The organism is Leeia aquatica (assembly GCF_012641365.1).
GTDB lineage: Bacteria > Pseudomonadota > Gammaproteobacteria > Burkholderiales > Leeiaceae > Leeia > Leeia aquatica.
Map to the genome: position 1 here is coordinate 86,464 of NZ_JABAIM010000001.1, position 20,760 is coordinate 107,223.

Sequence of the window (20,760 nt, forward strand, 5' to 3'; positions counted from 1 at the left end):
ATCAGGACTTGGGGGCGGAAGCGGCTTGCTCGGCAGCGATCGGGGCGGAGGCAGCCTTCTCCCCGTTCAGCGGCTCATAGGGACGCAGGGCCGGCATGACCGTACCTTCGAACTTGACCAGCTTGTCACCATCGAACCAGACCGAGAAACGCTTGTCTTCCACCGTTTCCCCACGCTGGGTCAGCTGATAGACATAATCCCAGCGGTCAGCATGGAAGGCGTCCTGTACCAGCGGTGTCCCCAGCAGGAAGCGGACCTGCGAGCGGGTCATGCCGAGTTTGAGCTTGTCGACCGCATCCTGGGTGACATAGTTGCCTTGCGGGATATCCAGCTTGTAAGGCTTGAGGGCGGACAGCGAGCAGGCGGCCAGCAGCGTGGCCATCAAGGCCGGTACGAGCAGGCGTCGAACAGGGCGGATCGCAGTATGGGACATGCTGTTCCTTCAGCGTGACAGGGATCGGGCAACCGTGCTCTCGTAGGCAAAGTCGCCAAAAGCCTTTATGATAACTCAAACCCTCCGTGTTGAGCGCAGACAATGAGCAAAGCCAGTGACCTGAAAGGAGTGGGCCTCAAAGCAACCGGCCCGCGCCTGCGTATCCTCGAACTGTTCGAGACCAGTGAAGTCCGCCACCTGTCGGCAGAAGACGTTTATCGTCAATTGATCGGCGAGGGCGAGGATGTAGGCCTGGCCACCGTCTACCGGGTACTGACCCAGTTTGAACAAGCCGGCATTTTGGAACGGCACTACTTCGAAGGCGGCAAGGCCGTATTCGAGTTGCGCCCAGAAGGGCATCACGATCATCTGGTCTGCATCCAGTGCGGCAAGGTCGAAGAGTTCTTTGACCCTGAGATCGAGCGCCGGCAAAACAAGGTGGCCAAGGAGCGCGGCTTCTCCATCCAGACACACTCCCTGTATCTGTACGGTCAGTGTGCCGACTGCCAGAACACCCCCAAGAAACGTCTTTGATCAACGCGCCTGCGCCAGCCCATGCTGAAGCTGACGTGGCTTGACGATTCCCTGCAGTTCCCCGATCCGGCCACCGCTTTGCAGGTGCCGGATGGACTGCTGGCCGCAGGCGGTGATCTGTCCCGCCAGCGCCTGCTGGCGGCCTACCGTTCCGGTATTTTCCCTTGGTATGGGCCGGGCGAGCCTATTCTGTGGTGGAGCCCGTCACGCCGCATGGTGCTGCTGCCGGACGGGCTGCATGTCTCGCGGTCGCTACGCAAGACCCTGCGCAAAGGGCGATTCACCATCCGTTATGACCATGACTTTGCCGGTGTGGTGCGGGCCTGTGCCGCCCCGCGTGCGGGCCAGCAGGGCACCTGGATCGTGCCGGAAATGCAGGCAGCGTATCAGACCTTGCATGAAGAAGGCTGGGCGCATTCGGTTGAATGCTGGCAGGGGGACCAGCTAGTTGGCGGGGTGTACGGTGTGCAGCTGGGCCGCATGTTCTTTGGCGAATCCATGTTTTCGCGGCAAACCGATGCATCCAAGGTCGCCCTGGTTTACCTGTGCGCCAGGCTGCAGCAAGTCGGGGTACAACTGGTGGATTGCCAGATGGAAACCCCACACCTGTACAGCATGGGTGCGCAACCCATGCAGCGCGAAGCATTTCTGCTACGCTTGAAGCACGAGGTCGAGCAAACGGCAGAGAATGACAGGTGGCTGCTACCCCCACCGGACATCCCTGCCGACTGGCCCGGCAAGGGAGAGTGCGGATGAGCGGGCACGATAGCAGCAACCGGCAGTTTATCCAGTTTTATACCACAGCCAGTTATCCCTGCAGTTATCTGGCTGAGGAGCGCTCTCGCTCGCAAGTTGCGGTCTCTGGCGAGCGTATGTCTGCCCAAGCGTTTAGCCAGCTGGTCCGGTTGGGCTTTCGTCGCAGCGGACTGTTTGTCTACCGGCCACACTGCGATTTCTGCCGCGCCTGCATCCCGGTGCGCTTGCCAGTAGCCAGCTTTACCCCCAGCCGGACCCAGCAGAAAATCTGGCGCCGGCAAGGTGATCTGCAAGCTGAACTGTTGCCGATGCGTGAGAGTGCGGAGCATTACTTCCTGTATCAACGCTACCAGAAGTCCCGCCATCCCGGTGGGGGTATGGATGAAGATGGCTATGAGCAGTACCGGGGCTTCCTGCTGCGCAGTCCGGTCGATACCTGTCTGGTGGAGTTTCGGCGCGATGGCGTGCTGAAAATGGTCAGCGTGGTGGACCGGCTGGATGACGGCTGGTCGGCGGTATACACCTTCTTCGAGCCCGACGAGCCACAGGCCAGCTATGGCGTCTACAACGTGCTGTGGCAGGCGCACCAGGTCCGGGCGTTGGGTCTGGAGTATCTTTACTTGGGCTACTGGATTCAGCAGTGCCGCAAGATGAAGTACAAGGCAGACTACCGGCCACTGGAAGCACTGCAAGATGGGGTGTGGTTGCCACTGGACCCGATGGCACCGGTTGGTGATACCCGCGCCTTGGGGCGATAAAACGCTTATAATGCGGCGTTTAGCTGTTTGCTGCCGAGGTCATGGTGTATTCCCTGTTGCGTCCGCTGCTGTTCTCCCTGCCTGCCGAAACCGCCCACCAGTGTAGCCTGGGCATGCTGGATGCGCTGGAGTCCATGGGCTTTGGCAAAGTGCTGGCAGGGCATCCTCCCGCCAATCCGGTCAAGGTAATGGGTATCGACTTCCCCAATCCGGTGGGACTAGCGGCGGGGCTGGACAAAAATGGAGACCACATAGACGGCCTTGCGGCGCTGGGCTTTGGCTTTCTGGAAATCGGTACGGTCACGCCTCGTCCGCAGGCGGGGAACCCCAAGCCGCGCCTGTTCCGTTTGCCCCGGGCACAGGGCATCATCAATCGCATGGGCTTCAATAACGAAGGTGTGGATGCGCTGCTGCAGAATGTGCAGCAGAGCCATTTCCGCGGGGTGCTGGGCATCAATATCGGCAAGAACGCGGATACACCGATTGAAAAAGCCACTGACGATTACCTGATTGGCCTGACCAAGGTGTATCCCCACGCCAGCTATGTCACGGTGAACATTTCGTCGCCGAACACCAAAAACCTCCGACAATTGCAGCAGGGCGATGAATTTTCGGCGCTGCTGGCGGCGCTGAAGAAAGCGCAGCTGCAGCTGGCGGATCGCCATGGCCGCTACGTTCCGATTGCGGTGAAGATTGCACCGGATCTGGAAATGCCCCAGCTGGTGGATATGGCAGAGTTGCTGGTCAAGCATCAGATGGATGGGGTCATTGCCACCAACACCACCTTGTCTCGCATTGGCGTGGAGCATTTGCGACATGCGGGTGAAACAGGGGGCTTGTCGGGGGCACCGGTTCGTCGCAAGTCCACACAGGTGCTGCGCGAAATGGTCAAGCTGCTGGATGGGGCGATGCCGGTCATCGGTGTGGGCGGTATTTTCTCGGGCGACGATGTGCGTGAGAAGCTGGATGCCGGCGCCAGTCTGGTGCAGCTCTATAGTGGCTTGATCTACCGGGGGCCCGGGCTGGTGAAGGAAGCGGTCGAGGCTACCTTGAGTCCTCGCCGCCGGGGTTGATCCGGAGCCGTCTGTATGTCTGTCTACCTGTGGCTGTGGTTACTGGCCGCCTGGGCCAATGTGTGGTGGTGGGAGCGGCATGCGCAGCATGAGCCGGCATCACATCTGCCAGAGGCAAGGGGCCTGCATGCGCTGGGCATGGCCGGTTTGCTGGCGATGGCCAACCTCACCGGCTGGCTATTGCGGCGTACCTCGCTGCCGCTGTCTGCCTGGCTGTGGTCCGGGCTCTTGTTGCTACTGGTACTGCTGATCGCTGGCCTGGGCTGGCGCATGCTTCGGCGTCACCATCCTGCCCAGTATGCCGCGCTACGGCAGGACATGCCTTTCAAGCTGGCTTGCCTGCTATGGCTGGTGGTACCGCTGCTGATTGCCCCGCTAGGTACACTGTGGTGTACGGTGTTGCTGATTGGGGCGCTGGCGGGAGTCTGCTTCAACATGATGGTGCCGGTACTGCTACAGCTTCATCTGCGTTTGCCCACGGCAGAATTGCCTGCTGAAGTGCAAGGCTGGCCCATTCGGCTGCTGACGGTGTGGCTCAGCGGTCTGGCTTTGTCCGGCGTACTGCACGGGGTGCTGGCATGATGGCGCAACTGTGGCTGGCGCTGCTGCCCCCCTTGCTGCTGCTCGCCCTGTTGCTGGTGTTGGTGATATGGGTCCGCCGTCTGCCCGCGGCGCCTTTGCCCTTGCTGGAGCAAATTGACGCGGTGCTGCCGCAGACGCAGTGTGGTCAATGCGGCTATCCCGGATGCCGCCCCTACGCGACAGCCCTGGTGGCCGGAGAGGCTGACATCAACCAGTGTCCTCCCGGTGGTCAGGAAGGGGTAGTTCAGATTGCTCGCTTGATGCAGGTTCCCGTCAAACCGCTGGACAGCAGCCGTGGCGAAACCAAGCCATTCCGGCTGGCGGTGATTGATGAGGCCAACTGTATTGGCTGTACCTTGTGCATCCAGGCCTGCCCGGTCGATGCCATCGTCGGTGCTGCGAAGCAGATGCATACTGTCCTGGCAGATGCCTGTACCGGGTGTGAGCTGTGCATCCCGCCATGTCCGACGGCCTGTATCGACATGGTGGCCCCGGCTGAATTGCAGGCAGAAGCCGCTGTGCCACCGCCAGTAGTGGAGTTGGAACATCCTGAAGCGTCGCAACCGTGCATCCGTTGCGGTGCGTGCATTGAGGTTTGTCCTGCCGAACTGCAGCCCCAGGCACTATACTGGTTTACATCAAGGCAGCAAGAGGCGCTGGCCGAGCAGCATGGCCTCTTGAGCTGTACCGAGTGTGGTGACTGCAATCGTGCCTGTCCGAGCCAGCTGCCTTTGGTACAGCAGTTTCGTGATACCCGTGCTCGACTCCAGCAACATCATGAGGCGCGGCAACGTGCGGATGCGGCACGGGAGCAGCATGCCTGGCATGTGGTGCGGCTGGCGCGTGACAAGCAGGAGCGGGCCGACCGTTTGGCGGCCAAGGCACCTGTGGTGCAGGAGGCAGAGGTGGAGCAGGTCAGTGATGAGGTCAAGGCACGTCAGGCGGCCATCGCTGCGGCCATGACACGGGCTCGCCAGCAGCTGGCCGCCCGGGATAATGGGGAGTCAACATGAGTGAACCCAATCAGCTTGCTGCGGTGGTGCGGCAAGTGTTTCATGCCGTGCCGGAGCGAGGGGAGGGGCCGACGATGCGTGAGGCCGATGTCATCCGGCAGCATGGTGAGGATAGCCCGCGACGGGAGTCTGCCAAGGCACTGGATAATGATCGGCGCTGGTGGCAGATTTCGGATGCGTCCTTCGAGCGCTACCCCGGGATTTTCCCCTGGCTGGATGATCAGGGCTTCCGCTACTACTTGCCGGCTTACCTGACCTGGACCCTGAAGTATCCGGACCGGGCGCAGAATAGCGCCGTTACCCGCGCCTTGGTACAGGCGCTGCTGTTGCCGGTGCAGTGGGACAAGGTTGATGCCTGCAAGAAGCGCTTTGCCCTGTTTGACCTCAAGCAGGCGCACTGCATTGCCGACTGGCTGGACTGGCGCATTGCCGAGGGCGGACCTGAAGCTGAAGAAGCGCAGCTGGCGCTGGAGCGTTACTGGCAGGGGCGTCGCTAGGCCGATGATGAAATCTCCGCATTTCACCGGAGCCGCGAGCCGGGCACAGTGGATGTGCATGGCGTTGCTGCCTGCATTGTTGGTGCGTTGCATACAGGGTGGTACAGTCCCGTTTCGAGCCGCCGTGCTGGCATGGGTAGCAGCGATGGCGGTCGATGCGCTGTGCCAGTTTTTGCGCCAGCAGGAGATCAAGCCAGGTCGTGATGCTGTCCTGACGGCCTGGATTGTCACCCTGAGCCTGCCGGTGGATAGCCCGGTCTGGCTGGCTGCTGCGGCGACGGTGCTGGCGGTGGGTATCGGACTTCACGCCTTTGGTGGCGGCGCCTTGGTGCTCTTCCATCCTGCTATGGTCGGCATCGCCTTGCTCTCGCTATGGCTACCGGGCTTACAGCAGTTTACCGTGCCGGTGTACGCCAATACGTGGAGCATGCTGTGGCCTGCCTTGGCCTTGACGGCGAGCGGCGTGGCTTTATGCTGGGCGCGCCTGATCCGCTGGCAATTGCCTGCGGCTTTCCTGCTTGCCGTGAGTGTGGTGCTGATCGGGGGCGGTTACACCCTGTCGTCGCTGCTATCAGTGTTGGTGCCGGTTGGATTGCTGGCGGCATTTTTCATTGTGGCAGAGCCACAAACCAGCCCGATTTTGCCGCGCCCCGGCATGCTGTTTGGATTGCTGACCGGCGCACTGTATGGCTGGGCCGTGTTGCACTGTCAGCCCCGGCTGGCCGAAGTGGTGTTGCTGGGTAATCTGCTGGTGCCCTGGCTGGACCGCTGGGCGTTGACTGAGTACAGCCGCCGCCGCGAGCAGCGGCGGCTGTCCTGATTCCGCTTAGCTGCAGCGCCCCACCACGGCAGCGGTGGCAATCAGCTCATCCAGCAGCTTCATGGCACTGCTGCCGCTCATGCTGAACGGGTCCAGCTCGGCGCGTGGTGCATATTTCAGCAGCAGGGAGGGGTTGACCCGCTCCAGATTGACTTGTCCCATGCTCCAGTTGAAGAAATGGCGCTCGGTGGTTTCCACATACTGCAGCAAGGTCACCTGGCTGTGTCGGGAATCGGCTGCAATGCGGTGATACAGGCTGGACACATCATCGCGGCTGCCTTCCAGCAGCTGCATGAAGACCCGGTCGGTATGGCACAACACGCCGGTAATGCCATGGCTGGCATTGCTTTTCCGGGCGGTGGTCATCAGTGATTCCAGCAGCTCCCCGGTAATGGGTTGCTGCGCTCGGCTGGCATACAGCAGGCGGACAAGCATGGTGTGCCTCAGCTACGGTTCATCAGGGACAGGAATTCACGGCGCAGGTTGGCATCTTTCAGGAACGAGCCGCGCATCACGCTATTGGTCATCTTGGAGGTATCGTCCTTGACGCCGCGCCAGTGCATGCAAAAGTGATCGGCCTCCATCACGATGGCCAGCCCATCCGGGTTCATCTTGTTCTGCAGCAGGTCAGCGACCTGGGTGATGGCTTCTTCCTGAATTTGTGGGCGCGACATCACCCATTCCGCCAGACGGGCATATTTGGACAGGCCGATCAGATTGGAATGCTGGTTGGGCATCACCCCGATCCACAGTTTGCCGATGATCGGGCACAAGTGATGTGAGCAGGCGCTGCGGACCTTGATCGGGCCGACGATCATCAGCTCGTTCAGATGCTCGGCATTGGGGAATTCCGTCACCGGGGGTTCCGCCACGTAACGGCCACGGAACACCTCCTGCAGGTACATCTTGGCTACCCGGCGTGCGGTTTCCTGAGTATTGTGGTCGCTACGGGTGTCAATAACCAGGCTCTCCAGCACATCTTTCAGACGGGATTCCACTTCCTGCTGCAGTTGTTGCAGTTCACCTGGCTCAATAAAGCTGGCGATATTGTCATTGGCATGAAAGCGCTGGCCAGCGGCCAGAATGCGTTCACGGATACGGGTGGAAACCGGCTCGTCCAAGGGCGTTTCCGCATCGGCAAGACGGGTATGTGCATTCATTGCATATTCTTTCTTCGGGTGCGTGGCGCGTGCCATGCAAAGCGAAACCCCGGCGCCACAAGGGGCCGGGGTGGTTTTCAGAACGGAATGCTGTGATGCTGTAACAGTTGACCGTTTTTGTCAACTATTCAGCGGGGAAGGGCGATCAGGCGCGGCGGCGGAACAGGGGAACGGGCTGATCCAGTGCACTCTGATAGTGTTCGCTGAAGTCGGCCAGCCCCGCCAAAGCCTTGGCAGGGTCTTCACCCTCACGCAGCTGGAAGCTGTCAAAACCACAGCGACTCAGGTATTGCAGTTGATCGCGCAGAATATCCCCGGTCGCACGCAGCTCACCTTGATAATGGTGGCGCTCACGCAGGAGTCGCGCCAAGGAGTACCCCCGCCCATCGGTGAATGCCGGGAAATGGATGGCAATCAGGCTGAAGTGGGGCAGGTCGGCCGCAAACTCGTCGGGCTCGGCATCCCCATCGACCAGCAAGCCAACCGGGTGCGCGTACGCCAGCCAGTGCTCACGCTGGCTCAGCCAGACCGACAGCGGCACCAGCACCGGGCCATCGTAACCGGTGGCCGTTTCATCTGCGGCTGCGAGCTGCCAGTGATCCTCAACCAGCTGACCTTGTTTAATGAGCTTTGGCATAAACGCGCTCCTTGAAGGGGTCGATACCCACACGTTTGACGGTATCAATGAAGCGCTCCTCATCCTGGCGTTGATCCAGATAGACACCCACGATCTTCTCGATGACGCCTGCGACCTCATCCTGGGCAAACGAAGGGCCGATGACCTTGCCAATGGCGGCCGGCGTACCATGCTTGTCGTAGCCCTGGTGGCCGCCCAGCGAGATCTGGTACCACTCGCTGCCGTTTTTGTCGACACCCAGAATGCCGATGTGGCCGACATGGTGATGTCCACAGGAGTTCATGCAACCGGAGATGTTGAGGTCCAGCTCGCCGACATCAAACAGATAATCGAGGTCTTCAAAGCGTTCGGCAATGGCTTCAGCAATCGGGATGGATTTGGCATTGGCCAGCGCGCAGAAATCACCACCCGGACAGGCAATCATATTGGTCAGCATGCCGATGTTGGGCGTCGCCAGGTTCAGCGCTCGCGCACGTTGCCACAGGGCGTACAGGGCATGCTGGGGCACATCGGCCAAAATCAGGTTCTGCTCGTGGGATACCCGCAGTTCGCCAAAGCTGTAATCGTCCGCCAGGTCTGCGGCGGCTTCCATCTGTGCATCGGTCACGTCGCCCGGTGCGGTACCCAGGCGCTTGAGTGACAGGGTGACCGCAGCGTACCCCGCCTGCTTGTGCCCATGCACATTGCGTGAAGCCCAGCGGGCAAAGGCCGGGTCGGATTGCAGATGCTGCTGGTAGTCCGCATCGTCACTGGCAAAGGCCTGGTAGGCCGGTGGCTGGAAGTGCGCGGCAACACGGTCAAATTCGGCCTGGGTGAGCGTGGATGGGCCATCCTTGGTGTACTGCCACTCGTCCTCCACCATCTGCGCAAACACCTCAGGGCCCAGTGCTTTGACCAGGATCTTGATACGGGCCTTGTATTTGTTGTCACGACGGCCATAGCGGTTATAGACACGCAGGATGGCATCGCAATAGGACAGCAGATGCTGCCACGGCAGGAAGGGCTTGATGATGCTGCCAATGATCGGAGTGCGGCCCAGACCACCACCGACAATCACCTGTGCGCCAATCTCACCTTGCTCGTTGTGGATCAGATTGATACCGATATCGTGCACAAACACCGCAGCGCGGTCATGCGTGGCACCGTTCAGCGCCATCTTGAACTTGCGTGGCAGGTAGGCGAACTCGGGATGGAAGGTAAACCACTGTCGCATGATTTCCGCGTAGGGGCGTGGGTCAATCACCTCATCCTGGGCGACCCCGGCGAAATGATCGGAGGTGAAATTGCGTACGCAGTTGCCAGAGGTCTGGATGGCGTGCATCTGCACGGTGGCCAGCTCCGCCAGAATGTCCGGCACTTTGGCCAGCTCCGGCCAGTTGAACTGGATGTTCTGCCGGGTGGAGAAGTGCGCATAGCCACGATCGTAGCGCCGTGCAATATCCGCCAGCTTGCGCAGCTGCTGGCTACGCAAGTGACCGTAGGGGATGGCAACCCGCAGCATGGGGGCGTGCCGCTGCACGTAGAGCCCGTTTTGCAGGCGCAACGGGCGGAAGTCGTCTTCACTCAGCTCACCCGCCAGAAAGCGACGGGTTTGATCGCGGAACTGGGTGACGCGTTCGTCGATGATCCGCTGGTCGATCTCATCATAGATATACATGCAGCAAAGCCTTGTCCGGCAGGGGATGGGGGGACTATAACAAAGCTGGTTATGCAAAAAAAGAATGAATAACCATATGTTAAGAACCATATGGTTTTATAGCGACTTGACCGAGGTCAAAAAAAACCGCCCACGCGAAGGTGGGCGGTTTTTCTACGCAATGCGCATCAGGCCTTGGCCATCAGCTCACGCAGCACGTAGGGCAGGATGCCGCCATGCTTGTAGTAATCGACCTCGATCGGGGTGTCGATCCGGCACAGCAGCTGTACCTGCTGCTGGCTACCATCCTTGCGGGTGATCACCAGGGTCAGGTCTTGCTGCGGCTTCAGGTCGCCCGTGATACCGACGATATCGTATTGGTCGTCTGCCGACAGATTCAGCTTTTCAATGCTGTCATCGCCCTTGAACTGCAGCGGCAGCACGCCCATGCCCACCAGGTTGGAGCGGTGAATGCGCTCGAAGGAGCGGGCGACCACCGCCTTGATCCCCAGCAGCTGGGTACCCTTGGCTGCCCAGTCACGGCTGGAACCGGTGCCGTACTCTTCACCGGCGAACACCACGGTCGGGGTGCCGCGCTCGATGTAGGTCATGGCGGCGTCGTAGACGGTGGTTTGTGCGCCATCCAGCAGCGTGTAGCCGCCTTCAATGCGTGAGCCGTCTTCCTTGGCCGGCAGCATCAGGTTCTTCACCCGCACGTTGGCGAAGGTGCCACGCACCATCACATCGTGGTTGCCGCGACGGGAACCGTAGCTGTTGAAGTCCGGCTTCTGCACGCCCTTGCCCAGCAGGTACTTGCCTGCCGGGGTGGTGTCCTTGAAGGAACCGGCCGGGGAGATATGGTCGGTGGTGACCGAATCACCCAGGATCAGCAGCGGGCGTGCACCCTTGATGTCAGCCACCGAGCCCGGCTGCATGCCAAAGTCGTCGAAGAACGGCGGGCGGGCAATGTAACTGGATTCCGGCCAGCTGTAGACCTGACCGGTCGGTGCCGGGATGGCGTTCCACAGGTCGTGGTCCTTGGTGAAGTCACCGTACAGCTTGCGGAAGGTATCCGGGTCCATGGCGTACTTCATCACGGCGGCGATCTCGTCGCTGCTCGGCCAGATGTCACGCAGGAACACCGGCTTGCCATCGCTGCCCGTGCCCAGTGCTTCTTCTTCCAGGTTCAGGTTCACCTTGCCAGCGATGGCAAAGGCCACCACCAGCGGCGGCGAGGCCAGGAAGTTGGCGCGGATGTTCGGGTGAATGCGGGCTTCGAAGTTACGGTTGCCGGACAGCACGGCGGCGGCGACCACATCATTCTGCACGATGGCTTCGTTCAGTTCGGCGGTCAGATCACCGGCATTACCAATACAGGTGGTGCAACCAAAGGCGGCGACGTTGAAGCCCAGTTTGTCCAGGTAGGGCTGCAGGCCGGACTTGCTCAGGTACTCGGCCACCACGCGGGAACCTGGCCCGAGCGAGGTCTTGATGTGCGGCTTGACGGTCAGACCCTTTTCCACCGCCTTCTTGGCGAGGATACCGGCACCCAGCAGTACGCCCGGGTTGGAGGTGTTGGTACACGAGGTGATGGCGGCGATCAGCACGTCACCATTACCCAGGTCCACACCGGCCTGTTTGGTCGGGTAGCGAACGGCCAGATCGTCCTGCTTCTTGTTGAAGCCATTCTCAGCCACCGGCTTGGAGAACAGGGTGTTGAAGCTGTCCTTCATCTTCGGCAGTTCGATACGGTCCTGCGGGCGCTTCGGGCCAGCCAGGCTCGGCACGATGGTGTTCAGATCCAGCACCAGCGCCTTGGAGTACTCGATGTCGCCCGCCTTGGGCATGCCGTACAGGCCTTGTGCCTTGAAGTAGGATGCAAATGCATCCACTTCGGCATCGGTGCGGCCGGTGCCACGCATATATTCCACGGTCACGTCGTCCACCGGGAAGAAGCCCATGGTGGCGCCGTATTCCGGTGCCATGTTGGCGATGGTGGCACGGTCGGTCAGGCTCAGGTTGGCCGCACCTTCTCCGAAGAATTCCACAAACTTGCCTACTACCTTTTCGCGGCGCAGCAGTTCGGTCACGGTCAGCACCAGATCGGTGGCGGTGATACCTTCGCGCAGCTTGCCCTTCAGCTCTACGCCGACCACGTCCGGGGTCAGGAAGTACACCGGCTGGCCCAGCATGCCGGCTTCGGCTTCAATACCACCCACGCCCCAGCCCACTACGCCGACACCGTTGATCATGGTGGTGTGGCTGTCAGTGCCGACCAGGGTATCCGGGAAGAACACGCCATCACGCTGCTGTACGCCGCGGAACAGGTATTCGAGGTTTACCTGGTGCACAATACCGATACCCGGCGGCACCACGCCGAAGGTATCAAATGCCTGCATGCCCCACTTCATGAATTGGTAACGCTCGCCGTTACGCTGGAATTCCAGCTCCATGTTCTGGCGCAGGGCGTTTTGTGAACCAAAGTGGTCGATCTGTACCGAGTGGTCCACCACCAGATCTACCGGCACCAGCGGTTCGATCACTTTCGGGTTTTTGCCCATCTTGTCGGCGACGTTGCGCATGGCGGCCAGATCGGCCAGCAGCGGCACGCCGGTGAAGTCCTGCAACACCACACGAGCCACTACGAACGGGATTTCGTCCACGCGGGCGGCGTTGGCACCCCAGTTGGCCAGCTGCTTGATGTGCTCTTCCGAAACCTTTTTGCCGTCGAAGTTGCGCAGCACCGATTCCAGCACAATGCGGATGGACACGGGCAGGCGTGAAACCGGGCCGACACCGGCCTTTTCCAGTTGCGGCAGGGAGTAATACTTGGCGGAGGTACCCGAAGCGGTCTTCAGCTCCTGCAGGGTATCGTACAGATTGTGATGATTGCTCATGGTTTGTCAGTCCTAGGCAAGGTCAAGGGCAGGGCGGACCCACAGGCCCCCCGTGGCAGTCGCGATGCGACCCACTCGGTGAATTCGAGATGCTGAATTATAGCTGATGATGCTCCCCCCTGTTACGTAACAGACCGCGTTTTTTCCGCTGGATTCTGCTGTGCAACATCTGTGATATCAGCGCCCTGACTGCTGTTTTGCTGCGCTGCAGTTCACTGTGGTTGCGCTATAGTGTTAGAGTGCTAACAATTTGACTTTGGTGACTGTTATGAACATTTCGAGAAAATACGAGTCTGTTGTGTTTGCGTTCATGATGGCGGCGCTGATGGCCGGTATCATGTCCGCAGTGCTGACCTGGGTGAACACCGGCATGGACAGCGGTTTTCTGGTTCGCTGGTTGCGTGCGTATGGGCTGGCGTTTGTACTGGCCTTTCCGCTGGTACTGTTTCTGGCACCCCGGGTGAGACGTCTGACCCAAAAAATGATCGAGGACAAATAAGCATGATGCGCTTCAAACAAAAGGCAGTGGCAGTGGTTGGTCTGGCGATGGGGAGCCTGCTGGCAGCTCAGTCTGCTGTAGCAGATTCTTTGAATTACAATGTGTTGGAGTTGCAATCTCAAGTACAACGCGAAGTCAGCAACGACACCTTGTCAGCATCTGTCTTCGTTGAGCTGACCCAGAATGACCCGCAGCGGCTGGCGGCCGAGGTGAGCAAGCGTATGGAAGAGGCAACCCGCCTGGCCAAAGGCTACCCTTCGGTACGCGTGAAAACGCTGGGTCAGCAAACCTACCCGGTTTACAACAACCAGAACAAGCTGCAGGGCTGGCGTACGCGGGCCGACCTGAGCCTGGAGTCCGAAGATTTTGCTGCTGCCACCCAGCTGATCGGTAAACTGCAGGGCGTGGTGCAACTGGGCGGCATCCAGTTCGCGGTTTCGCCCAAAGTACGGGAGAAGGTGGAGGCGGAGTTGATGGTGGATGCGGTCAAGCAGTTCCGCCAGCGTGCTGACATTCTGGCCGGTGCGGTAGCCCCTGGCAAACCGGTACGAATCGTTCACCTTGCCGTCAATAGCGGTGGTGGCGAGCCGCCGCGTATGTATGCGATGGAAGCCAAGGCAGCGGCACCTGCCGGTGATGCTGCACCGGTTGTGACGCCCGGTACCAGTCAAGTTTCGGTATCGATCAACGGTACGGTGCAGGTCGAATAAAGCACTGAAACCAGCGTAAAAAAAACCGCCAGTTTGCGCTGGCGGTTTTTTGTGACATCCGCGGTATTATTTAACCAGCAGATCGGCTTCCGATTTGCCGGCATTGATGGCAGCGACAAACCAGCCCGGCTTGCGGCCTTTGCCAGACCAGGTATCAGCCGGGTTGGCAGGGTTGGCGTATTTGGCTGCGCCCGGTTCCTTTTTGGCGGCTTTCTTGCCCAGCATGCCGAGGATTTCTTCTGCCGTCACGCCCAATTGCTCGGCACGCGTCTGCACAATCTTGGCCAATGCGACCGCTTCCTGGTTCTTGCGGCTACGGATTTCCTTCTCAACATCCTGGCGCAATTGCAGCAATTGATCAAAAGTGAAATCTTGCAGGTTCATGGAAGCATCCTTTTAAGGTCATGTTGACAAAAAATGAGGTAAGTCAAAATTCCGCGCTATTCTAGAAGAGTAGCATGGTATTTGTAAAACAGATTTCAAGGTATTGCATGAGCACTGCGCTGGTTCACCCATTACGGCATTTGCGTGTCTTGTCACTCAATATGCATAAGGGCTTAAGCCCGCTGAACCGGAAACTGATCATTCATGAATTATCACTCGCCTTACAGCAGGAAAAACCGGATCTGGTCTTTTTGCAGGAAGTACAGGGCTTTCATCAGCACAGGGCCAGGCGGTTTGAGCATTGGCCAAGTGCAGGGCAAGCGGACTTTATTGCGGAAAGCATGGCCTTTCGGGCGGTATATGGTGGCAATGCCTATTACACACATGGGCATCATGGAAATGCCATCCTCAGTCATTTACCGATTACCGCATGGCGCAACACGGATATCTCGCATAACCGGCTGGAACAGCGGGGAATCTTGCATGCCGAACTGGAGGGGGCATCTGAGACCTGTGGATTACATGCGTTGTGCGTTCATCTGAATTTACTGGCCGGAGGACGCCGTTGGCAATTACGGCGCCTGCGTGAGGAAATTGAACGCCATGTCCCGCCGGAGGCACCCTTGGTTGTCGCAGGGGATTTCAATGATTGGCGTAACGACGCTCGCCAGATTCTGGTTGAAGAGTTTGGTTTGCAGGAGGTGTTTGAAACCCTGCATGGCAAGCCAGCGCGCAGCTTCCCGGCACGCTTGCCCTTGATGACGCTGGACCGGATCTATGTACGCAATCTGAGTGTGACGGCGGCCCGAATCGGACAAGGCCATCCCTGGAAACAGCTGTCTGATCATGCCCCGCTGATGGCTGAACTGTCGTACTGACCGCCCCAGACCAAGATGCGGCTGTGACTGCAGGGTTCAGCCCCGCCACCTATTCAGTGGGTCATGGGGCTGGCTTCGCGGGCTTGCAGGGCATCACGGCTGTGCAGTGTGACCTTGCGGCCCCGCACGGTGATGATGCCCGCATCAGAGAACTGATGCAGCAGGCGAGACAGCGTTTCAGGCGTCAGGCCCAGCTTGGAGGCGACCACATTCTTGTTGACCGGCAGGGTCAGCAGGCCCGACTCACAGGGCAGGTTGAGCAGGTAATGAATCAGGCGCTGCGAGGCACTGTGCAGGCTGACCATCTCGATATCCTGCATCAGCGTGTGCAGCCGGGCGGCCATGCCGGTCAACAAGGAGCGGGCAAATGCGGGCTGGCGGTCGATGACAGCCAGCACATCCTGCTTGCTGACCCAGAGCAGCAAACAATCCTCCAGCGCCTGGGCCTGCACCATGTAGGGCTGTTCGATGAACATCATGGCTTCACCAAACGCCTGGCCACTACCAAAGAATTCAATGACCTTTTCCTGACCATTGGCGGCAGGGATGGACAGTTTGACGCGGCCCACTGCCACCACATACAGGCCGCTGGCGGGATCGCCGCGGTGAAAAACAAAGGCGTGACGCGGCACCCGGACCTGCTGGCTGCGCTCAGCCAACCGTGCCAGGCTTTTTTCGTCCAGCTGGGCAAACAAGTTCAGATGTCCCAGCAGGGAAGGTACGTCCAGTTTGGGCACCATGTGTCCATTCCTCCTGCAATGTGTGTGCAGGATAGCGTTCGCGTTCTTGCCTGAACATTCGCCGCAAGAGCTAGTTCTTGTGGTTTGCTTGTCGGTAGTCAAAGCGCGGGAATAGTGTGGTCAGTTGTCGCTGAGCAGCGGCTGACAGTGGCGGACCCAGTTCTTGCCCGGAAGGACTCCGTAATGGCTGTACCGCGTAGTGAAGTACTCCTCTGGCGGACAGTGTGCTGGCCAGGTTCAGTAGTTCAGGCTCGGGCAACAGGGAGGCTTGCCAGCTGGTACGGCACTCAAAGGTCACCTTTGAGGCCAGCAGCAAGTCCAGGCTACGCCAGACTGGCGTCGCACTGTGCACCCGTCCGGTCAGGCTATCGTAATCCTGCGGGTGGGTTTTGATATCCAGCCCCACCCAGTCCAGCATGGGCAGCACACTGGCGAGTCGCTGCGGGTACATCCCGGCTGTGTGCAATGCGGTAGCAAACCCCAGCTGCCGGGCCTGGGAGAGCATGGCGGGGAGTTGCGGCTCACTGAGCGGCTCCCCGCCTGAGAACACAATCCCATCCAGCAAACCCTGCCGACTGATCAGCCAGCGCTGCACGTCTGGCCAGTGGTACTGCCGATAGCGGGCTTGCAGGTGGGGATTATGGCAGTAGCCGCAGCGCCAAGGGCAGCCGCCGATGAAGAGGACTGCCACCAGTCGCCCCGGCCAGTCCACGCTGGAAAAGGGGGTGATCCCGGCCAGCGCGGGCTGCCCTGCCGCCGGGCTGGCCGGCTGCAGGTGCAGGCGCACAGGCTGGGCTTCAGCGGCTGACGGGCTCATGGAAGAAGCGGCGTTGGTTGAACTCACCCTGTTTGCCGGTATTGAAAGAGCTGACCGGGCGGTGGTAGCCCATCACACGGGTCCAGATTTCGCAGCGGGTGCGCTGGGCATCATCCAGCTTGGGCTGGGTGCTTGGGGTGGCAACAGTCATGCTGAAAACTCCTTTGAGGTCAGACAAGGGGAACAGTGGGGGCATCGCCGCAACAACCCGCTTGGGTAGCCAGCAGTGCGTCGTCACACTTCGGGCAGAACTCGTGCCGACCGGACAGGTAGCCATGGGTCGGGCAGATCGAGAAGGTCGGCGTGACCGTGATATAGGGCAGGCGGAAGCGGGACAGCGCGCGCCGTACCAGCTGCTTGCATGCCTCTGCGCTGGATACCGCTTCATTCATGTACAGGTGCAGTACGGTGCCGCCGGTATAGCGGGATTGCAGTGCCTCTTGCAACGCCAGCGCCTCGAACGGATCGTCGGTATAGCCCACCGGCAGCTGGCTGGAGTTGGTGTAGTAGGGCTGCTCAGGGGTGCCCGCCTGCAGGATATCCGGCCAGCGTTTGCGGTCTTCCTTGGCAAAGCGGTAGGTAGTGCCTTCAGCGGGGGTGGCCTCCAGATTGTAGAGATGGCCGGTCTGCTCCTGATACTGGGCGATGCGCGTCCGGATATGGTCGAGCAGGCGCAAGGCCAGGGCGTGGCCCTCATCCTGTGTCAGGTCAAACTGGTCGTGACTGAAGTTACGAACCATTTCATTGATGCCGTTCATGCCCAGCGTGGAGAAGTGATTGCGCAGGGTGCCCAGATAACGTTTGGTATACGGATACAGTCCCTGATCCATATAGCGCTGTACCTGTTTGCGGCGAATCTCGAGCACGGTAGCGCCGATGTCCAGCAGCTGATCCAGCCGTGCCAGTAGTCCCGCCTCATCACCGGCGAACAGGTAACCCAGGCGGGCACAATTGACCGTCACTACCCCGACCGAGCCCGTTTGTTCGGCGGAGCCAAACAAGCCATTGCCGCGTTTGAGCAATTCCCGCAGGTCCAGCTGCAGGCGGCAGCACATGGAGCGCACCATATGCGGTTCCAGGTCCGAATTAAGGAAGTTCTGAAAGTAGGGCAGACCGTAGCGGGCAGTCATGTCAAACAGGCGCTGGGTATTCGGGTGGTCCCAGTCAAAATCCGGGGTGATGTTGTAGGTGGGAATCGGAAAGGTAAACGCCCGGCCTTTGGCATCGCCTGCCATCATCACGTCAATGTAGGCCTGATTGATCATGTCCATCTCGGCTTGCAGGTCGCCGTAGCAGAAGGACATTTCCTGGCCGCCCACATAGGGCACCTGCTCGCGCAGGTCTGCCGGGCAGGTCCAGTCGAAGGTCAGGTTGGTGAACGGGGTCTGCGTCCCCCAGCGGCTGGGCACATTCAGGTTGTAGATCAGCTCCTGCATGGCCTGACGGACGGCGGTGTAGTCCATGCGGTCAATCCGCACGAAGGGGGCCATATAGGTATCAAACGAACTGAAGGCTTGCGCACCCGCCCATTCGTTTTGCAAAGTACCAAGAAAATTGACGATCTGGCCGATGGCAGCAGACATATGCTTGGGCGGGGTGGCCTCCACCTTGCCGGGTACCCCGTTGAAGCCCTCGGTCAGCAGTTGCCGCAGCGACCAGCCTGCGCAATAGCCGCTCAGCATGTCCAGATCATGAATGTGCAGGTCACCCTCGCGGTGGGCTTGCCCGGCTTCCGGTGGGAAGACGTGGTTCAGCCAGTAATTGGCGGTGACCTTACCGGCCACATTGAGGATCAATCCACCCAGACTGTAGCCCTGATTGGCATTGGCATTGACCCGCCAGTCGCGCTGGTCGAGATACTCGACCATGCTGCTTTCCACATCCACCAGCGAGCGTGCCTGCAGCCGCAAGCGGGCATGTTGTTCACGGTAGACGATGTAAGCGCGAGCGGTCGGCCAGTAACCGGCGGCAACCAGTACATCTTCGACCTGGTTCTGAATGGTTTCGATGCCGGGGCAGGGCATCTCTTCCAGTGCAGCCAGAACTTGTGCCGTCAGCCGCAAGGCCTCCGGCATGGCGAATTCACCGGTGGCTTGCCCGGCTGCAGCCAGTGCCGCTTCAATTTTGTTCCGGTCAAACGCGACGACCCGGCCATCCCGTTTTACAACATGCTGGGCTTGCATCATTCACTCCATCCAGTCAATCTGGGTACAGATTATCACTAGATGTAGTGTTTATGTCGGGGTGTAGCTACTAGGCTTGCAATTGCTTGATGGGGGTCAAGCCAGCCGGGTTCAGCCGGGTTTTCCGTCGCGCCGTACCTGCCAGTAGATGGGCAAGACACGGGCAGCCCACAGCAGCATCAACAGTAACCAGGCCGCCGAGACTGCGTTCAGCCAGGCGGGCGTGAGGCCTAGCAAGGCCACCAGCACCCGCAGTGCTGCAACACCATGCAGACCCAGATAGATAGCCCAGTAACCGCGGTCCGCCTGCAGGGGCTGGCCGCTGTGCCCCAAGCTGACGCGAGTCACAAAGCCCACCAGCATGGTGACGCAAAAGCCCAGCCCGAGCGCGTGGGCGGGTGCCGAGCCCACGGCAACCCCCAGGGTACCCAGTACCTGCAGCAGGACCGCGGGTGCCAGCCAGGCAAAAGACAGGTGCAACATGGCCAGCAGGCGGTTTTGCAGGCTGAGGATGATCCCCCAGCGCCAGCTGGTATAGACCAGACTGGCTGCCAGCAACAGGCCAGCAGTAGCTTCCAGCCAGGCCCATTGCAGGCCACTGCCCAGGGCCATCAGCCCGCAAGCGGTCAACCAGCCATCCAGCAGTTGCGGTGGGCGCCAGGCCAGCTTTTGCGGGAACACCGCCTGGGTGAAGAAGGGCAGCATGCGGTGGGACACCACCAGAAATACGGGTAATAGAAAAGCCCACAAGGCCAGCGAGCGGCCCAGTAGCCACCAGCGGCCATCGCCAAGGCCGACCCATGTGATTGCGACCAGCAGGGTCAGCGGTGCCATGCAAAAAGCCAGCAGCAGGCGTTGGGCGTGGCGACGGTCTGCCACGCTGCTGGCCCGGATGCAGCGCCACCAGCGCCAGCACGCCCACAACCAGCATCCGGCCATCAGCAATAAACCGGGCAGGGGCGCAAGCCCACCCCAGGCAAAGCCGAGCAGGCTGAGGGCAATACCAGCCAGGTAGGCTGCCGCAAGCGGTGTCATCCCGGTGACGGCATCGACATTCAACCAACGTGGCCCGGCGGTGAAAATGAAGCCAAACATGAACAGCGGGAAGACGCCGAGCGGCATCATCAGCCCATGCACCATCACGGCAGGCCAATGCCCGGGTTGGGGCCACAGCAGCATGGCCCACCACCACAGCGCCAGACTGACCGCCGCCAGCACCCCCGCTGCAAAGCAGGGGCGATGCGGCGCCAGTTGAAAGCGTTGCCAGGCGGCTTGTAGCGGGGAGGGGGGCGTAGGATTGTCAACCAGCATGGTGAAACTCCAAAGCCGCAGCGCGGCAGGGGCACCGGGCTGCTCAAAAAAGGGATTCTCAGCGGCGGTGAGCAGGCAGTTGTTGCAGTGCGGACTGGACCGCGAGCCGCGCCTGCTCACGCTCATCGTCCAGGCAGTCCGCATGATAGCGCTTTTTGGCACCCAGCTGGTTCAACACCAGATGCTGATCCGGCGCAACGCCCGCATTGTGGAGACAGGCACGAACGCAAGCCAGCGCACAGCCATCCAGCGCCAAGATTGGGCGACCGCTGCGCGCCAGCTTGAGCAGCACCGGTACGCCGCCGCCGACCCCGCTGATGCAGGACATCTCGGCCTGGCCTTGCCGGTCCAGCTCCACCGCGCAATCATTGGCCAGTTGCGCCACGCTGGAACAACCCGAGCAGGCGTAGACCAAGGGCAGGCTGGGATCGGACAAGGCCAT

Annotated in this window: 24 protein-coding genes; 11 read left to right on the forward strand and 13 right to left on the reverse strand. The window is 60.3% G+C overall.

Translation table 11 applies throughout. The features are described from left to right. Window position 1: 1 nt before the first annotated feature. Window positions 2-433 carry an outer membrane protein assembly factor BamE gene (locus tag HF682_RS00500; protein ID WP_168875307.1) on the reverse strand — a complete coding sequence of 144 codons (432 nt, stop codon included), beginning with the start codon at window positions 431-433 and terminating at the stop codon, window positions 2-4. Window positions 434-535: 102 nt separating this feature from the next. Between HF682_RS00500 and fur the strand changes: the two genes are divergently transcribed. From fur to HF682_RS00540, 8 genes are read left to right on the forward strand one after another with little or no spacing between them, the layout of a single operon-like run. Further along, complete coding sequence (gene fur, locus HF682_RS00505; protein WP_168875308.1) at window positions 536-967, forward strand: ferric iron uptake transcriptional regulator; 432 nt, start codon at window positions 536-538, stop codon at window positions 965-967. A 21-nt stretch (window positions 968-988) separates the two neighbouring features. After that, entirely contained in the window at window positions 989-1,723 is a 735-nt protein-coding gene (aat, locus tag HF682_RS00510; RefSeq protein ID WP_168875309.1) for a leucyl/phenylalanyl-tRNA--protein transferase, read from the forward strand. Next, window positions 1,720-2,481, forward strand: coding sequence for an arginyltransferase (locus HF682_RS00515; RefSeq protein ID WP_168875310.1), 762 nt, complete (start codon window positions 1,720-1,722; stop codon window positions 2,479-2,481). The genes aat and HF682_RS00515 overlap by 4 nt, the downstream gene beginning before the upstream one ends. Window positions 2,482-2,522: 41 nt before the next feature. Continuing rightward, on the forward strand, window positions 2,523-3,554 hold the full coding sequence (locus tag HF682_RS00520; RefSeq protein WP_168875311.1) for a quinone-dependent dihydroorotate dehydrogenase: 1,032 nt from the start codon (window positions 2,523-2,525) through the stop codon (window positions 3,552-3,554). Between the two features lie 15 nt (window positions 3,555-3,569). Further along, entirely contained in the window at window positions 3,570-4,136 is a 567-nt protein-coding gene (locus HF682_RS00525) for a hypothetical protein (RefSeq protein ID WP_168875312.1), read from the forward strand. Continuing rightward, window positions 4,133-5,149 (forward strand): electron transport complex subunit RsxB, encoded by a 1,017-nt coding sequence (gene rsxB, locus HF682_RS00530; RefSeq protein WP_168875313.1) that lies wholly within the window; start codon window positions 4,133-4,135, stop codon window positions 5,147-5,149. Before HF682_RS00525 ends, rsxB begins: the two co-directional genes overlap by 4 nt. After that, on the forward strand, window positions 5,146-5,646 hold the full coding sequence (locus HF682_RS00535; protein ID WP_168875314.1) for a DUF6714 family protein: 501 nt from the start codon (window positions 5,146-5,148) through the stop codon (window positions 5,644-5,646). Before rsxB ends, HF682_RS00535 begins: the two co-directional genes overlap by 4 nt. 7 nt (window positions 5,647-5,653) lie before the next feature. Further along, window positions 5,654-6,466 (forward strand): RnfABCDGE type electron transport complex subunit D, encoded by an 813-nt coding sequence (locus tag HF682_RS00540; RefSeq protein WP_277346160.1) that lies wholly within the window; start codon window positions 5,654-5,656, stop codon window positions 6,464-6,466. A 6-nt stretch (window positions 6,467-6,472) separates the two neighbouring features. On the opposite strand, the gene HF682_RS00545 is transcribed toward HF682_RS00540, so the two are convergent. The 5 genes from HF682_RS00545 to acnA form a co-directional block, all read right to left on the reverse strand. Beyond that, window positions 6,473-6,901 (reverse strand): BLUF domain-containing protein, encoded by a 429-nt coding sequence (locus tag HF682_RS00545; protein WP_168875316.1) that lies wholly within the window; start codon window positions 6,899-6,901, stop codon window positions 6,473-6,475. Between the two features lie 8 nt (window positions 6,902-6,909). Next, window positions 6,910-7,626 carry a GTP cyclohydrolase I gene (gene folE, locus HF682_RS00550; RefSeq protein ID WP_168875317.1) on the reverse strand — a complete coding sequence of 239 codons (717 nt, stop codon included), beginning with the start codon at window positions 7,624-7,626 and terminating at the stop codon, window positions 6,910-6,912. 145 nt (window positions 7,627-7,771) lie between these two features. Then, complete coding sequence (locus HF682_RS00555) at window positions 7,772-8,263, reverse strand: DUF934 domain-containing protein (RefSeq protein WP_168875318.1); 492 nt, start codon at window positions 8,261-8,263, stop codon at window positions 7,772-7,774. After that, entirely contained in the window at window positions 8,247-9,920 is a 1,674-nt protein-coding gene (locus HF682_RS00560) for a nitrite/sulfite reductase (RefSeq protein ID WP_168875319.1), read from the reverse strand. The genes HF682_RS00555 and HF682_RS00560 overlap by 17 nt, the downstream gene beginning before the upstream one ends. 167 nt (window positions 9,921-10,087) lie before the next feature. After that, the gene (gene acnA, locus HF682_RS00565) at window positions 10,088-12,796 is read right to left on the reverse strand and encodes an aconitate hydratase AcnA (protein WP_168875320.1); all 2,709 of its coding nucleotides are present in this window, start codon (window positions 12,794-12,796) and stop codon (window positions 10,088-10,090) included. A 268-nt stretch (window positions 12,797-13,064) separates the two neighbouring features. Here acnA and HF682_RS00570 point away from each other — a divergent pair, with 268 nt between their 5' ends. Both HF682_RS00570 and HF682_RS00575 read left to right on the forward strand, forming a co-directional pair. After that, window positions 13,065-13,295 carry a DUF2798 domain-containing protein gene (locus tag HF682_RS00570; protein WP_168875321.1) on the forward strand — a complete coding sequence of 77 codons (231 nt, stop codon included), beginning with the start codon at window positions 13,065-13,067 and terminating at the stop codon, window positions 13,293-13,295. Window positions 13,296-13,297: 2 nt separating this feature from the next. Then, the gene (locus HF682_RS00575; RefSeq protein ID WP_168875322.1) at window positions 13,298-14,005 is read left to right on the forward strand and encodes an SIMPL domain-containing protein; all 708 of its coding nucleotides are present in this window, start codon (window positions 13,298-13,300) and stop codon (window positions 14,003-14,005) included. A gap of 66 nt (window positions 14,006-14,071) precedes the next feature. Here HF682_RS00575 and HF682_RS00580 read toward each other — a convergent pair whose 3' ends face one another. Next, window positions 14,072-14,389, reverse strand: coding sequence for an H-NS histone family protein (locus HF682_RS00580; protein WP_168875323.1), 318 nt, complete (start codon window positions 14,387-14,389; stop codon window positions 14,072-14,074). A gap of 107 nt (window positions 14,390-14,496) precedes the next feature. Between HF682_RS00580 and HF682_RS00585 the strand changes: the two genes are divergently transcribed. Continuing rightward, complete coding sequence (locus HF682_RS00585) at window positions 14,497-15,267, forward strand: endonuclease/exonuclease/phosphatase family protein (protein WP_168875324.1); 771 nt, start codon at window positions 14,497-14,499, stop codon at window positions 15,265-15,267. A 53-nt stretch (window positions 15,268-15,320) separates the two neighbouring features. Here the strand turns inward: HF682_RS00585 and HF682_RS00590 are convergent, their stop codons facing one another. The 6 genes from HF682_RS00590 to HF682_RS00615 all read right to left on the reverse strand — a co-directional run bounded on the left by HF682_RS00590 (window position 15,321) and on the right by HF682_RS00615 (window position 20,760). Then, window positions 15,321-16,007 (reverse strand): Crp/Fnr family transcriptional regulator, encoded by a 687-nt coding sequence (locus tag HF682_RS00590; RefSeq protein WP_168875325.1) that lies wholly within the window; start codon window positions 16,005-16,007, stop codon window positions 15,321-15,323. 70 nt (window positions 16,008-16,077) lie between these two features. Continuing rightward, the gene (locus HF682_RS00595) at window positions 16,078-16,824 is read right to left on the reverse strand and encodes an anaerobic ribonucleoside-triphosphate reductase activating protein (protein WP_168875326.1); all 747 of its coding nucleotides are present in this window, start codon (window positions 16,822-16,824) and stop codon (window positions 16,078-16,080) included. After that, complete coding sequence (nrdD, locus tag HF682_RS17920) at window positions 16,805-16,975, reverse strand: anaerobic ribonucleoside-triphosphate reductase (RefSeq protein ID WP_168875327.1); 171 nt, start codon at window positions 16,973-16,975, stop codon at window positions 16,805-16,807. The genes HF682_RS00595 and nrdD overlap by 20 nt, the downstream gene beginning before the upstream one ends. 19 nt (window positions 16,976-16,994) lie before the next feature. Further along, window positions 16,995-19,010, reverse strand: coding sequence for a ribonucleoside triphosphate reductase (locus tag HF682_RS00605; protein ID WP_277346149.1), 2,016 nt, complete (start codon window positions 19,008-19,010; stop codon window positions 16,995-16,997). Window positions 19,011-19,118: 108 nt separating this feature from the next. Beyond that, the gene (locus HF682_RS00610; RefSeq protein WP_168875328.1) at window positions 19,119-20,318 is read right to left on the reverse strand and encodes an NnrS family protein; all 1,200 of its coding nucleotides are present in this window, start codon (window positions 20,316-20,318) and stop codon (window positions 19,119-19,121) included. A 58-nt stretch (window positions 20,319-20,376) separates the two neighbouring features. Next, complete coding sequence (locus tag HF682_RS00615; RefSeq protein WP_205881851.1) at window positions 20,377-20,760, reverse strand: putative zinc-binding protein; 384 nt, start codon at window positions 20,758-20,760, stop codon at window positions 20,377-20,379.

Coding starts and splice junctions, on each gene's coding strand:
- HF682_RS00500 (WP_168875307.1), bottom strand. CDS start 433: ATGTCCCATACTGCGATCCGCCCTGTTCGACGCCTGCTCGTACCGGCC.
- fur (WP_168875308.1), top strand. CDS start 536: ATGAGCAAAGCCAGTGACCTGAAAGGAGTGGGCCTCAAAGCAACCGGC.
- aat (WP_168875309.1), top strand. CDS start 989: ATGCTGAAGCTGACGTGGCTTGACGATTCCCTGCAGTTCCCCGATCCG.
- HF682_RS00515 (WP_168875310.1), top strand. CDS start 1,720: ATGAGCGGGCACGATAGCAGCAACCGGCAGTTTATCCAGTTTTATACC.
- HF682_RS00520 (WP_168875311.1), top strand. CDS start 2,523: ATGGTGTATTCCCTGTTGCGTCCGCTGCTGTTCTCCCTGCCTGCCGAA.
- HF682_RS00525 (WP_168875312.1), top strand. CDS start 3,570: ATGTCTGTCTACCTGTGGCTGTGGTTACTGGCCGCCTGGGCCAATGTG.
- rsxB (WP_168875313.1), top strand. CDS start 4,133: ATGATGGCGCAACTGTGGCTGGCGCTGCTGCCCCCCTTGCTGCTGCTC.
- HF682_RS00535 (WP_168875314.1), top strand. CDS start 5,146: ATGAGTGAACCCAATCAGCTTGCTGCGGTGGTGCGGCAAGTGTTTCAT.
- HF682_RS00540 (WP_277346160.1), top strand. CDS start 5,654: ATGAAATCTCCGCATTTCACCGGAGCCGCGAGCCGGGCACAGTGGATG.
- HF682_RS00545 (WP_168875316.1), bottom strand. CDS start 6,901: ATGCTTGTCCGCCTGCTGTATGCCAGCCGAGCGCAGCAACCCATTACC.
- folE (WP_168875317.1), bottom strand. CDS start 7,626: ATGAATGCACATACCCGTCTTGCCGATGCGGAAACGCCCTTGGACGAG.
- HF682_RS00555 (WP_168875318.1), bottom strand. CDS start 8,263: ATGCCAAAGCTCATTAAACAAGGTCAGCTGGTTGAGGATCACTGGCAG.
- HF682_RS00560 (WP_168875319.1), bottom strand. CDS start 9,920: ATGTATATCTATGATGAGATCGACCAGCGGATCATCGACGAACGCGTC.
- acnA (WP_168875320.1), bottom strand. CDS start 12,796: ATGAGCAATCATCACAATCTGTACGATACCCTGCAGGAGCTGAAGACC.
- HF682_RS00570 (WP_168875321.1), top strand. CDS start 13,065: ATGAACATTTCGAGAAAATACGAGTCTGTTGTGTTTGCGTTCATGATG.
- HF682_RS00575 (WP_168875322.1), top strand. CDS start 13,298: ATGATGCGCTTCAAACAAAAGGCAGTGGCAGTGGTTGGTCTGGCGATG.
- HF682_RS00580 (WP_168875323.1), bottom strand. CDS start 14,389: ATGAACCTGCAAGATTTCACTTTTGATCAATTGCTGCAATTGCGCCAG.
- HF682_RS00585 (WP_168875324.1), top strand. CDS start 14,497: ATGAGCACTGCGCTGGTTCACCCATTACGGCATTTGCGTGTCTTGTCA.
- HF682_RS00590 (WP_168875325.1), bottom strand. CDS start 16,007: ATGGTGCCCAAACTGGACGTACCTTCCCTGCTGGGACATCTGAACTTG.
- HF682_RS00595 (WP_168875326.1), bottom strand. CDS start 16,824: ATGAGCCCGTCAGCCGCTGAAGCCCAGCCTGTGCGCCTGCACCTGCAG.
- nrdD (WP_168875327.1), bottom strand. CDS start 16,975: ATGACTGTTGCCACCCCAAGCACCCAGCCCAAGCTGGATGATGCCCAG.
- HF682_RS00605 (WP_277346149.1), bottom strand. CDS start 19,010: ATGATGCAAGCCCAGCATGTTGTAAAACGGGATGGCCGGGTCGTCGCG.
- HF682_RS00610 (WP_168875328.1), bottom strand. CDS start 20,318: ATGCTGGTTGACAATCCTACGCCCCCCTCCCCGCTACAAGCCGCCTGG.
- HF682_RS00615 (WP_205881851.1), bottom strand. CDS start 20,760: ATGGCCTTGTCCGATCCCAGCCTGCCCTTGGTCTACGCCTGCTCGGGT.